Origin of the sequence: Nitrospira moscoviensis, assembly GCF_001273775.1 — a bacterium.
Classification (GTDB): Bacteria; Nitrospirota; Nitrospiria; order Nitrospirales; family Nitrospiraceae; genus Nitrospira_D; species Nitrospira_D moscoviensis.
In genome coordinates this window covers 1749413-1762950 of the sequence record NZ_CP011801.1, presented here as the reverse complement: position 1 = coordinate 1762950, position 13538 = coordinate 1749413, and the positions used below count along the sequence as shown (strand labels likewise).

The 13538-nt window shown below is 64.6% G+C and carries 6 protein-coding genes; 1 reads left to right on the top strand and 5 read right to left on the bottom strand.

What is annotated here, in order from left to right:
- Positions 1–52: 52 nt before the first annotated feature.
- Genes NITMOv2_RS08605 through NITMOv2_RS23840 form a run of 4 tightly spaced genes read right to left on the bottom strand, consistent with a single transcriptional unit; the run spans position 53 to position 10294 of the window.
- Positions 53–289, bottom strand: coding sequence for a hypothetical protein (locus tag NITMOv2_RS08605; RefSeq protein ID WP_053379478.1), 237 nt, complete (start codon positions 287–289; stop codon positions 53–55).
- On the bottom strand, positions 286–3129 hold the full coding sequence (locus NITMOv2_RS08600) for an FAD-binding and (Fe-S)-binding domain-containing protein (RefSeq protein WP_053379477.1): 2844 nt from the start codon (positions 3127–3129) through the stop codon (positions 286–288). Before NITMOv2_RS08600 ends, NITMOv2_RS08605 begins: the two co-directional genes overlap by 4 nt.
- A gap of 50 nt (positions 3130–3179) precedes the next feature.
- Complete coding sequence (locus NITMOv2_RS08595; RefSeq protein WP_053379476.1) at positions 3180–5519, bottom strand: sensor histidine kinase; 2340 nt, start codon at positions 5517–5519, stop codon at positions 3180–3182.
- A complete protein-coding gene (locus NITMOv2_RS23840) occupies positions 5516–10294 on the bottom strand; it encodes a peroxidase family protein (RefSeq protein ID WP_053379475.1) in 4779 nt (1592 codons plus the stop codon). The genes NITMOv2_RS08595 and NITMOv2_RS23840 overlap by 4 nt, the downstream gene beginning before the upstream one ends.
- A 306-nt stretch (positions 10295–10600) precedes the next feature.
- On the opposite strand from NITMOv2_RS23840, the gene NITMOv2_RS08585 reads away from it, so the two are divergent.
- Positions 10601–11554 (top strand): 2-hydroxyacid dehydrogenase, encoded by a 954-nt coding sequence (locus NITMOv2_RS08585; protein ID WP_053379474.1) that lies wholly within the window; start codon positions 10601–10603, stop codon positions 11552–11554.
- Positions 11555–11594: 40 nt separating this feature from the next.
- On the opposite strand, the gene NITMOv2_RS08580 is transcribed toward NITMOv2_RS08585, so the two are convergent.
- Positions 11595–13520 carry a tetratricopeptide repeat protein gene (locus tag NITMOv2_RS08580; protein WP_053379473.1) on the bottom strand — a complete coding sequence of 642 codons (1926 nt, stop codon included), beginning with the start codon at positions 13518–13520 and terminating at the stop codon, positions 11595–11597.
- Positions 13521–13538 lie beyond the last annotated feature (18 nt).

Below are 13538 nucleotides of genomic sequence, written 5' to 3'. Positions count from 1 at the left end.
AACCAAATCAACGAAATAACCAGACAAACCAGAGAAACCAAATAAACCGTTACTATCGTCCCGCATGACAGCGAAAACAATCCTGCCGTTTGGGGTGCCGGGCCGGCACCGGCTTCTCCCCGCCGGCCTGATGACAGCCGACGCACTCCTTTTCCGCGGTGATCGTCCGGTGTGCCGGCGTGCCGGGAATCGTCGGATTGCGGTCTTTCGGCGTCGGCAGGAGCGAGACGCCGATCACGACCGCCAGGGCAAAGGCCACGAAGAGCCAGTCGACCTTGCGTAGCTTCATGAGCCGGACGCCTTTGCGGTCCGGTCGGCTGCTTCGTAAGCGTCGTTCAGCATCTGCGCCACATGCTTCACCTGCACCCGTTCAGGCAGGTTATTGTGTAGCTGAATCATGCAGGCGGGGCAACTGGTCGCCACCACGTCGGCGCCCACCTGCTCGACGGCCCGCACTTTCCGCTCGACGATCCGTTGCGATGTGGCGTAGTCCTTCACGACGAACGTCCCGGCGCCGCCGGCGCAGCGGTCGGCGTCGGGCATCTCCGCGAAATTGACTCCGGGCAGGGAGGCCAGGATCTTGCGCGGCTCTTTCGTCACGCCGGCGGCCCGGAGATGGCAGGAGGAATGGTAGGTCACCGACTGGGTGCGGGAACCGGACGCCTTCATCGCCGGCTGCTTGGGGGACCGGGCCACGAATTCGGCGATATGGACCACTTTCTTTGCGAGCCGCTCCGCCTCTTCCCGCTCGGCTCCATCGGGGAACAATGTCGGATAATCTTTCAGCATGAGCGTACAGGAGGCGCAGCCGGTCACGATGGTGCCGTAGGGGGCGAACGATCGCAGGTTGAACCGCGCGCCCTCGCGCGCCAGCTCGACATGCCCATAGGTCTGGATCGGCGTGCCGGAGCAGCGTTGCGGCGGGAGCGCCGGCTCGACGCCGTGCCGGCGCAACACGCCGACGACCGCGTCGCCGACCCCATCGTCGAAATAGTTGGCCGCGCAGCCATGGAAATAGGCGACGCCGCCCGGCGGCGACGATTCGCCGGAGGGCACCAGCTCACGGTATCGCTCGCGCAACTGTCTCGCCGCCAGCTTCGGCAGCTTCAAATCGTGCGGCAGGCGCGCCGTCGCAGCCAACAGCTTCATCACCGGCCTGGTCGTCCACTCCAGCAGCCGCCGGAGGGCCGGCCGGTCCCAGAGCCGCTGCGTTTTTCCCAGCAACCGCAAAAGCGATTCAAACGACCCTCCCCTGGCCTGCCAGCGGAAGATCCAGCCGGCGAGCCGGTTCGGATGCTCGGCCCGTTTTTGCAAAATCAGATCCGATACATCCACGCCGGCCGGGCATACCGTCCGGCAGGATTTGCAGTTCAAGCAGGCCTCCACCACCCGCTTGGAATCCAGATAGCTGTAGTCCTTCGCCGTGACGATTTCGAACCAGCCGCGCGAGCTCATGTCTTCGGATTGAAAGACGTCGTAGACCGGACAGACGGCGTTGCACTTGGCGCAGGTGGCGCAGGACTTGGACAGCCTGGTGTAGTCGATGTGGTCGGTGAAGGGCGCGTCGCCGATCTTGATGCCGGGATTCAGGACCCGGTCCGGGTCGAAGATCCGCTTCACCTCGGCGAAGAGCCGGTACAGCTCCTCGCCGAACATCTTCCGCACGTACTCGGCGCGCACCCTGCCGTCGCCGTGCTCGCCGCAGATCGAGCCGCCGAAGCGCGAGAGGACCGTCTCGTGAATCTCATGATAGGCCTGCACCATCTTCTCGAAGTCTTTGTCGTCATTGACGTTCAAGAGCGGCACGATATGGGCGTTGCCGTTCCCGATATGGCCGAAGATCGCCACGGGCACCCGCTGCCCGGCGAAAAATCCTTCGAGGTACCGGATCAAGTCGCTGATGCGCTCGGCCCGCACGACCACGTCGTCCACGAAATTGATCGGCTTCTTGAGCGGATCGAATCGATAGAGCGTCGGATAAAGGGCCTTGCGCGCTTTCCACAACTGTTCGCGGCGTTCGGGGTCGAAGGCCACCGTCATCTCGGCCGCGAGCCGGTACGGCCGGCAGGCGGCCGCCATGTCTTCGGCCCGCTCGCGTACATCCACCTCGCAAGAATCGGCGTCCAGCTCGATCAGCAGCGTGGCGGCTGCGTCGGCCGGGATGCCGTGCGCGCTCCGCCCGATCAAATCCAGCGTGTTGGCGTCCATCACCTCCAATGCGCTCGGCTCCAGCGCCAACAGGCGCGGCACGGCGTCGCCGACTTCGTCCAGATGCCGGAAATGGATCAAGGCGGTGAGGGTCGCCTTCGGCTTGGGAACCAGCGTAAGCGTCGCTTCGCTGACGACCCCCAACGTCCCTTCGCTGCCGACCAGCAGCTTGGGGAGATCGAACCGGCCCTCGGCCAGCCCGTCGACCAGGCCGAACAGATTGTAGCCGCAGCTGTTCTTGCTCACCGCCGGCTTTTTGGCGCGGATGAGATCGGCATGCGACTGCGCCAGGACCAACAGCTCGCGCAGCGCCGGCGTGGCCGCGAGCTCGCGTTCCAGCGCCGGATCGTCGAGCCGGTACGCCCGCGCGTTGAGCCGGCTTCCCGACGTGAGACAGATGCGCAACGCGCGCACGTTGTCCTTGACGGCACCGTACCGGAGCGTGTGGGGACCGGACGAATTGTTCGCCAACATCCCGCCCAGCTTGCACATGTCGCCGCTGGACGGATCGGGGCCGAAGAGCAGGCCTTGCCGGGCCAGGTGCCTGTTCAATTCGGCCAGCACGACGCCGGGCTGCACCCGCGCCCACCGTTCCTCGCGATTGACTTCCAGAATGCGATTCAATCGCGAGACGTCGAGGATGAGGCCGGAGCCGATCGCGGAGCCGGTGAGATTGGTGCCGGCCGCGCGCGGCGTCAGTGGAATGCCCCGCGACACGGCGTAGCGCACGGTCACGGCGATGTCTTCTTCCGATTCGACCAGCACGACGGCCTGCGGAGCGATCCGATAGATGCTGGCGTCCACCGCGTAGGCCGTCAGCGTCGGTCCGTCGTCCTTGACTTTGTTGGAGCCGAGTTGCGCCCTCAGATCGGACGCGATGGCGCGGGAACGGTCGGGCAGGATCAGGGTTGGGGCCGCCATGGTAGAGGGTGCGCCATTGTAGACGGTGGAAGGACGGGAGGACAAGCCGCTCAACCGGCCGTCTCGCCCGGCGGATGCGCGGGAATCGTGAAGGAAAAGGAGCTGCCGCTCCACTGCACGCTCTCCACCCAAATGCGGCCGCCGTGGAGCTCGACCAGACTCTTCGCGATCGCCAGCCCCAAGCCGGCGCCGCGGGCGTCGGGCGGGACGGACACGCCGCGATAAAACTTGTCGAAAACCTTCGGCAGGTCTTCCGGCGCGATGCCGCAGCCGGTGTCCGAGACGGAGATGCGGACCAGGCCCGGCTCCTGCGTCCCGGTATGGACTTCCACCCGCCCGCCGACGGGCGTAAATTTGATGGCGTTGCCGATCAGGTTCGTGAGGATCTGGGTCAGGTGGTCGCTGTCGGCCCGAACGGACGGCAGGGCCTGATCGTGCCGCGCCTCCAGCGTCACGGATTTTTCGCCGGCGATCGCCCGCAGCCCCTCCACGATGTCGTTGACCAGGTCCGCCACCGCGACCGGCTGCAGCCGCAATTCCACCTTCCCCGCCTCGATCCGCGACAGGTCCAGCAAATCGACGATCAACCGGCTCAGCCGGTCGATGTTGAACAGCATGCGGCTGAGATACCGCGACTGCTTCTCGTTCAACGCGCCGGTCATGCCGTCCAACATGTTTTCGATAAAACTCCGGATCGAGGTCAGCGGCGTGCGCAACTCGTGCGAGACCACGGAGACGAAAGTGGACTTCAGCTGATTCAGCTCGCGGAGCTTCTCGTTCGCCGCCTCGAGCTCGGCCGTCCGCAGGCGGACCTTCTCTTCCAGGCCCGTGTTGAGCTCTTCGATCTCCCGGTAGGCGGCGGCATTGTCCAGCGCGATGGAGAGCTGATTGGCCAGCGTCACCAGCACGTCGACGTCTTCCTGCGTGAGGCTGCCGGCGGCGCGCCGATCGACGGTCAGGGACCCGAGAATCCAATCTTTGGCTTGGAGCGGAACGGAGACGAACGATCGGCAGCCCGTCCGGCTCACCAGTTCCTGATACAACGGGTGCATGCGGTCGCGCACCTCCTGCACGTCGTTGACGAGAATCGGCCGGCCTCTCAACAGCACCGTGCCCTCCACGCTCGCCGGATCGGACACCGGAATCTCCAAGGCCTCGGCGAAAGCCGCCACCTGTTCCGGGACGCCGAAGAGCCGGGCCCCGTACGCCACGCAGCGGAGCGGATCGTACATCGTCACCATGACGCGGTCGTACTGCAGGTCCTCCACGATCGTCTTCGCCACGCTCCGGAGCAGCGTTTCCCGGTTGAGCGTCGAGCTCAAGAGCAGGCCCGCGCGATGCAACGAGGTCAGCTGGCCGACCTTGCGCCGGAGCTCGACGGCGATGCGCTGTTGCTCGAGATAGCTCTCGCGCAATTCTTCATGCCGGGTGTCGACGAAGCCCACCTGTTCCTGGATCACAGCTTCCCGCGCCTTGGCTTCGCGCTGGAGCAAATAGGTGCCGAGGAGCGCGGTGCCGCCGGCGAGCAGGCCGGCCGCCGAAGCCCGCCACAGCGAGGCCGAGGAGTCGGCTGCCATCACATAAGCAAAGACCGCCGTCCCGGACAGCAGCCCCCACATAGGCCAATAAGCCAACGCGCGCCGCTCCGGCGTCCACGTGACCTCCCATTCACAGAAGGCGTCGCCCTTTACGATACAGGCCCGATCTTTCACGATGGACGCGGTGCGCCCGTGCACCCGCACCGGAACCATCGCGATGCGGCTCTTGGAGGACTCGCAGGTTTGCGCCGCGCAGGCTTTCCGATAGGGGCCGAACTGCTGCAGGACGCGCTCCGGAAATTGCAATCGGAGCACCGCCGAATTGTCGGTCACGTGCATCACCGTGCACTCCAACGCGCGCGCATACTTGTGCGCGAAGTACGGATACATCTTGTGGATCTGTGACAACGCGAAGGGGCGGCCCAACGTCTGGATCAGCGGAGAGATGTGTTTTTCTTTCCCGACGTTATAGTGGTACTGCGGATCGCCGGACAAGACCTTGCAAAATTCCCTGACGAAACAGGCGAACTCGTAGGAATAGCTGTTCCACACGTTTTTGAGAAACGCGGGCGTGACGTGGTAGGCGGGGTCCCGGATCCGTTCATTGAGCAGCGCACAGAGGTGTTCGACGATGCCCTCTCCGGCGCCGGGCCCCTGAACGCGGCGCACGCAGTCCTCCAGATACTCGACGTTGTCGCGGATCAGCAGGCCGCTCACGTCGCCGATCTTTTCGCCCTGTTCGTCCTCTCCGAAGGGGCGGAACTGCAAACAGGGCCGCTCGAGGATCGTGTGATCCGCGGAAAGGAGCTCGACAGCCTCCAGGTCGTGTTCCGGCACTCGCACGCCCTTCATGCGTTGATATGGGCCTCTAAGTCGCTGGGGTACACTTTCCACACCGCCCAGGGCTCCGTCCGCATCTCGCGCTCGCATCGTTCCAAGCTCCGGGTGAAGTCTTGAAACACGGCCTTGGCGCGGTCTTGCCGGGGCCCCGGCAAGGCGAGATGGGAATAGTCGGCGACGAGCGGCATCCGATCCACATTGAGCAAGTAATTGTAATTCACCAGCCGCTGATACACATCCAGGGGTTCCCGCCGGCCGTCCTTGTAGAGCCGAACCGGCTGCCGGTGCGTCCAGAGCTGATAATTCCACAGGGCGGATCCGACCGTCTCATGAATGGCCGTCACGAGATGGATGAAACGCGCGAGCAGCCGCGCCAGATCGTCGCGGGTGAACGAGGCCCAGGCATAGCCGGTCTCGTTGGGAATCAGCCGGTTCAACGCCTCCAGCCATTCTCGGAGCGCGGTCAGTTCATGCTTGGTCCGGGCATCGGTTCCCGCATTCCGGAGGACGGCGTCGAGCAAGCCGGGAGGATAGTAGAGCGCGGCATACCGTTGGGCATGGGCGAGGAAGAGCTCGAACAACCGCCCCAGATTCTCGTGAGTGGGAAGCGGAAATGGCCCGTGATCGATCCCGCGCACGGCGGCATCCCTGTCGGGATCCGTGATGTCGAATCTGAATGTTCGGTGGCCATCCCGCAACAGATCGTACAATCCTCCGCGGGTGAATGAGAAGATGCCTTCAAAATCTCCGTCCGGCGACAACTGCGCCATATTGCCGAACTTGTTGCTCTGAATGGTGCCGAACACGTGCGGCCACAGAAGCCGGGCAATGGGATGATCGGCGTCGAGGTGCCGTCTGGTCGCCATCGCGAAGGCGGCGGCGGGAGTGAGATGGATCCAGCTCCAATGCCGCACGAGCGAGATGTGGTTGGCGGCCGCGCAGAGGGCGAGCTTCTTGGAGAACTGCCAGCCCTTATCCCCCGGACGGCACGCGCCGATCGCCCCCGACGTAATGCCGCTTTCTCTGAGCCTGCCGCGATCGAGGCGAAAGGTGACTCGCACATCGAGCGGGTACAGATTGTCCTGCATGTCGTATTGGCCGAGCTCCGTGAAGTCCCATTCCCATGTGCCGTCCTCGCGACTTCGTCTCAGATACCACGCGTAGGGACCGCGCACGGCCAAGCCGCCGAGGTCGGGGCTCCCTTCGAATTCGGGAGGGAGCAGCGGCGCCTCATAGCGCCGCCTGCGCAGGCCTCGGTACGCATAGTCCAATGCCACGAACGGGTCCGCGTCGATCGGAGGCAGATCCGGTTGCATCGGACTGAGCCACCGGTAGGCCCACCGTTGAAACCCGAACATCAACACCTTGGGCAGGTAGCGCGCGCGAGAGCGACGGCTGCGTTCGTCGGGCGGAACCGATTTCGCCGCGCGAATAGCTTCCAAGACAGGAGACCGGGGATCCTTCAGCCCGAAGCTCTGCGGAAGCCCGATCTCCTCGATCTGTTCCGCAGCCGGCCGTTTCGCGCCGATGATCAGCGGCTTGTTTGCGAAAAACTTCACGAAGGCCAAGAAGTCCCACAACCATCGCCGCAGGCGCCAACGCACTTGCCAGACGAACAACGTCAGCAGGGTGCCGAACAAGGCCCCGGCCACCACCGCCCGGCCCGTCACGGGAGACCGTACCGCGCCGGCGATGCCCGACCATCCGAGCTCCCCTAATCCCCTGCCGGCCAATGCGACCACCGAAGCCGCCAGCCAGGCTCCGAGAAATCCCGGGACGGCGGCTGGCAGTCCCCGATCCAGGGAGACGAAGAGAGCGAGACCAAGCGCGCCAAACAGGACGAGCGGTTGAGACGCCGCCTCGGCCATCGCCTGCACGACGTCGACGCCGGTGACGGCGGGGTCAGCCAGAAGGGACACGAGGATTCCCGACAGCAGGCCGATCGCCGCCCCAAGGATCAACCCGATCGGAATACGCCGAAGACGAGGCAATCCGAACAGAGCCCCCGCCACCGCGCCGATCCCGAGGCCTGTGGCCCGAAGAGGGACCGACAGGGTGTCGTCGGAGAGCGGCCACGCAGACAGCGTGAAGGAGCCGACCGCTTGAGCTCCGAGCTGGAGACGCTCCAGCGCTTCAAGACCGAACGCCGCGGCCCAGCCGCCGGCGGCCCCCGCCATGGCAAAGAGCGGCAGAACCGGTAATGCCTGCAGCGCCGGCAGAACGAGCTCCTTATAGACGGTGTTCCTGCCGCACACCTGCACCAAGCGAAGGAGGCCCACGATGACGAGCCCGACGATCCCGCCGATGACCCCCGCCCTGAACGTGGTCCCCGTCGCAAACCGGCTGAGGAACGTCTCGTCCACGACCGTACGGGTCGCAGGCTGGTCGATGCAGAATCTTCCATACAGCACTCCGGATACGATGGCCAAGTTGACGATCGCCGCCAATCCGCCGACGGTCAACTTCCTGCCCAACAGATTGTCGCTGAGATGAATCACGACCTGGGCCGCCGCGCCGACGCAAAACCCCACGACCATTCCGCCCAGCGTATTCCACGAGAACAGGGCATCCATGAGGGCCGCGGCGAATCCGGCATCGGCGCGCGGCGCGAAGAGGTCCACCAGACAACCGAGAAGACCCCACGTCACGACGCCGGCGATGATCGGCGCGATGCTGAAGGAAAACGGATGGGCATGAGCGGGCTCGCAGGACGGCGGATCCACGCGTGTCCACGGGGCGAAGGGGTTGTCCACGATCGCGAGAGCGGCCGACAGATCCGGGTAGTGCCGTTGGATCACGCTCTTCAACCCGTTCGCTTCGATCCACCGCATCCCCAGCTCCGTGTACACCTCCGGCTTGTAGTCGTCGGTAAAGAACCGGTCACTTTTGAGGCGGCGGGACGCCATGAGGACGAAGATGCGGAAGGCGGTGTCGCTGAAGCCGAATCCCTTGGGAGGCGTTTCCGCGGTGAGACCGACCATCGTGTCCAGCCGATCGATGCCCTGCGCCGGTCCGAGGCCCACATAGTGCAGGATTTGTTTCCACAGACGGTTCGGACCGTAGAGGGCTCTCAATTCCTGGACCCATGTGTTTCTTTCTCGCCGCTCGCGCGGACTCAAGCGGCTGAACGCGGACGTGATCAGCGGCAAGCCCACGAGGCGCCGGTAGGAGGTCTGCGGCAGCCGAAGCAGCAGGCGGCGGAAGAGGTTGTAGCGAGGCACCGCCCGTTCCCGGTCCCGAAACACGTCGAGGGCACCCAGATCCAGCGGCTCGTTCAAGACGGGACCGCCCGGATCCTTGATGCGCGTGAACTGTTGCAGGGCGCGGGGAAAATTATGCAGCGTGACGGCTCCCGGATGGGCCGAGCCGAAGGAGTAGAACAGGTCTTCCATCCGCATCGTGTCCATGGCCTGTCTCGTGCGCCGGCCTTGGATGTCGTCGAACGACAGTTCCTTGATCAGCTCGTCGGTGCGGCTGTCGTAGAAGCGGTAGTCGTCGGGCACGAGTGGATGCAGGCGGTACACGGCGGCGAATTCTTCCGTCATGCAATAGGGGGCCGCGTGGTGCTCCGCGGCCGACCCCGGAATCCCCGTCAATTCTTCTTGAATGCCGGTGAGGAACTTGCTGCGGCCGAACAGCTTGTTGAAGCGGCCCAGGACGCCGTGCCAGTTCGAACGCATGCCGATCAGGAGCGTGGGGTGGCCGAGGATCGCGGGCGTCCACTCGATCGTGTGGATCTTCGCCATCAACATCGTCGTGATCAGCCGCGCCGTCTGAAACAGCCGCTCGTCGTCCCACTGCGGATAGGCCTCGTGCAGCGCGTCGCAGATGGCGTTATGCTCCCGCGTGAACAAGGTATGGAAGAGGCTCAGGCCGATCCACCAGTTCTCGTTGGAGCCGGTGAGGTCGATGCCGGCGAGATCCGGGTCCAGCTCGGGCAGCAGACGGCCGTTGGCGGCGATTTTCAGCTTTCCCCGGCCGCCCGCGCGATCGCGGACCGCGTCCTGGCGTGCCGGGCTGTTGCCGTAGATCTGCGACCCGTCCCACCAGTGGCTCTCGGTATTCGCATAGATCGGCAGCTCTCGCGGGAAGCCGGCCTTGAGAAAGTCCTCGGCGGAGACCTTCTCTTTGTCCGGGATCTCCTCATTCAGGCGGATCTGCATGCAACCGTGCCGGGCGCCCGGCCAGGGATCGTCGCCTTTGAGGGGAACCGGCAAAGATTGGTGCTGCCGCTTGTGGTTGAACCAATCGTGGACCTGAAATTGTATCCATGCCGCAGCCAGCACGTTCAAGCCGGTCGCCGGCCGGAAACGGTCCCGCGTGAGTAAGACCCGGCTCACTTCCCGCGGCGGCGGGTTGCCCGGCGAATCCGGATCCCCGACCAGGTCGGCGTGCGTGGGTCTGCGCAATCGATTCGGCGGAACGTTTCGGCCGAACGGCATTCCGGCCCTGCCCATGTCCGGGCTGCCGAGATCGTTGAAGCTTCCGTCCACCGTGCGTTGATGGCGGTAGCGCGCCTCCCAGGGAAGCGGAGGCTGGTGCCGGGCGTCCAGGCGGCCGGTCAGCACCAGTCGCGACGTATCATAGAGGTTCCGCATCCGCATGACGAATCGGAACGCAACGAGGTTCCAGACCCCGAAATATCGCCAGAGCCGGTGCCAGGCGACCGTCACGTTGACGATCGTGAACAGGGCGGCGCCCGTCCAAAAGATGACGAGCACGATGAGCGCCAGGAGCCCAAAGAACAGTCGCAACCAACGATCCCAGAAGAACTTTGGCTGAGCCATCTCGTCACTGCCTTGTTGAAGAGATCAGAGCGAGGCTGCCACCCCCGTCCAACAGGGACGCCGCATCCTTTTGGGTTCTACCAGTATTGAAAACGATCCAGGGGAAGCCCCTCGTGAGCCTGCCAATCAACGCCTTACATCAAAAACAATGCGCGCATTGCGACCGCGCCGAGTGTATTGCCAGCTCCATGCCGACCCGCCGCAGATTTACGGAGCAACGTGAGGCAAGTCGGCAGCAAAGGCGCAGACGCCTAGGTCTGTTGTGGAGCCGGGCGGCATCTTCTAGAATGGCGCTTTTCTTTCGTGATGAATCCACCAGCCCTCTATATCACCCACCGCCTTCCCGATCCGGTCATGGACGAGGCCCGCCGGAGGTTCCGGCTCGTCGCTGAACCGACCGATCAGACACCGGCGCCGGCCGAGCTCCACCAAGGGTTCAGCCAGGCTGAGGCGGTGATCTGCACGTTGAATGTCACCGTCGATGCCGCGCTGCTCGCACAGGCGGCGCGCCTCAAAATCGTTGCGAACTTCGCGGTCGGGTACAACAATATCGACGTGGCGGCGGCGCGGGCACGGGGAATCATCGTGAGCAATACGCCGGACGTGCTGACGGATGCCACGGCGGATCTGACCTGGGCGCTGCTCCTGGCCTCGGCGCGCCGGGTGGTGGAAGGCGACCGGGTGGTGCGGGCCGGGGCCTGGTCCGGCTGGGCGCCGACTCAGATGCTGAGCGCGGAGGTGACGGGAAAGACGTTGGGCATCATCGGCATGGGCCGGATCGGCCAAGCCGTCGCGCTGCGGGCCGCCGGCTTCCGCATGCCGGTGATCTACGCGAGCCGCCGGGCCGCACCGTCACCGGCGCCGGCCTGGAAGTATCTCGCGAAAGAAGACGTGTTGGCGGAGGCGGACTTTCTTTCCCTGCACGTGCCGCTGACCGACGCGACGCATCATCTCATCGGGGAGCGTGAGTTGGAGAGGATGAAGCGGACGGCCTTTCTCATCAATACATCGCGCGGTCCGGTGGTGGACGAAGCGGCGTTGGTGGCGGCGCTGCAGAACGGCCGCCTCGCCGGCGCGGGATTGGACGTCTACGAGCGCGAGCCGGCCGTGCATCCGGGACTCATCGGGCTGCCGCACGTGGTGCTGCTGCCCCATCTCGGCTCCGGGACCTTCGCCACCCGCGTTAAGATGGGCATGATTTGTCTCGAGAATATCGCGGCGGTGTTGAACGGGCGGCCGGCGCCGAATCGGGTTGGTTGACCGAGGCGAGTGGTGCGAACAACCTTTTTTCAACAGGCTGCTAACTGGCGAGGCGGAATTCAGAGCGCCGGCCTTTCAATGATTCCAGCCGTTGCGGCACATCATGAAAGGTGGGAATGGACTGGAAGGTCTTCGCGGCCTTGTCCCACTGGGACTCCGCTTCGTAGAGGAGCCCGAGCTCATAGCGGATCGCCTGTCCCTTCGCGCCCTGGCAGCGGGGATCCATCAGAACGGTCTCGAGCCCTGTGATCGCCTGGGCCAGCTCCTGCTCTTCCTTGAAACACAGGGCGGTCATCAAACAGGAGTCGAGGTAGAAGCTGTCGGCCTGCTTCGACACCTCGAACTCTTCCTTCGCTTCTTCGTACAACCCCATATTTTTATAGGCCACACCCAGCGCGAAATGCGCTTCATGATCGGGCGCCGGCATAGCGGGAGCGGCGGCGGCGACCGCTGGAGGTTGTTCGACAACGGCCGGTGGTTCGTCGTGAGCCGCAGCCGGTTCACAGGTCACCGCCGCCGGCTCCTCTGTGGCCGCGATCGACGGAGGACGCTCGTCGCCGGTCGGCGACGGTGCTGGCTGAGCCGGCTCTAGTCCAGGACTCTCAGCGGAACTCGCCGCGCCGACCGGTATGTCATCCGGAGCAGCCGCCGCCAAGGAGAATCCAGGCGGCTCCTGGTCCGGCTCGGCGCCCTGGAGCGAAAATCCGTCGATCCTCTCCGCCGCCGGCTCGATAACCGCTGCCGGCGCTATGGGCTCGCCAGCCGTGGCGCTCTCCGCCACCGGTTCCGGTTCACCGGAGATACGCGCCGCCAGGCGGGCGACCAAGGCACTGTCGGGAGAGAGCGCTTTGACTTTCTCGAACAGTTCCTCATGGAGGCTTTCCATGCCCGGCTCCGGATGCTCCATCAAGAGCTCCACCGCCTTGGCATAGTGCTGCGCCGCCGTTGCCGCTTCCCCTTTTTCCTGGTACAGCTCGCCGTACAGTTCGAGCAGCGGCACACAGTTCGGCTCGGCGGCGAGAAATTCCTGAATCAAGGATTCCGCCAGCAGATAGTCCTGCGCCCGCAGGGCCGCTCCGGCCAGGAACCGGTACTCGCCCAACGCCACTTGCACGTCGCCCCGCTGCAGGTGCAGCCGCGCGAGCAGCTGGCAGACTTGCGGGTTCCCCGGTTCCCTGGTGAGCAACTGATTCAGGATCGCTTCGGCGCCGGCATATTGCTTTTCGTCGATGCGCCTCGTGGCCTCGGCGAGCAGATCGAGCGGCTCCGACGGCTTGGGTGCGGCCGCGGCGGCGCCCGGCTTCACGGCCTTGATCGCGCCGGTCCCGCCCTTCTGCACGCTCTCGACGAACTGGGCCGCTTCGCTGTTTTTCGGATCGATGCGGAGCACGGCGAGATAGGCGTCTTTCGCTTCGTCGTAGCGCCCCTGCGCCGATCGTTCGCGGCCGAGTTGGAGGTAAACCTTGGTCGCCTCGTCCTGAAGGTTTTCCTGGACGCAAAGCTCGGCGACCCGCTGCTGCGCGTCGAGGTTGGAGGGATCCTGACTCACGATCTTCTTGTAGATCTCGAGCGCTTCCTTCCCCTTGCGCTCCTTCAAGTAATGTTTGCCCAGCGTCAAATAATCCTGCACGGCGCTGCTCAGGAGGCCGCGCTCGGCGTTCAGGTCCCCGAGGTGGCGATAGACTTCGTAGCGGGTGGGATCGATCTTGAGCACTTTCTTATAGGCGGCGATGGCCTTGAGCGTCGCCCCTTCGGCGCGGAAGGCCGCCGCGGCCTGAAGAAAAGCCGTCGTCGCTTCAGCCCCGGCGTTCCGCTTCAGATGGAGGTCGCCGATGGAGTTATGGATGCCGCCGTCGTTGGGGGCGTCGGCCGCCAGCTTTTTCCATTCGGCGATCGCGGCGTCGTACTGGCCGCGGGAGGCAAGGAGCTGGGCTTGTTGGAGAATTTTGCTGCGATCGGCGGCCAACAGAGACCTCTAAGCAGA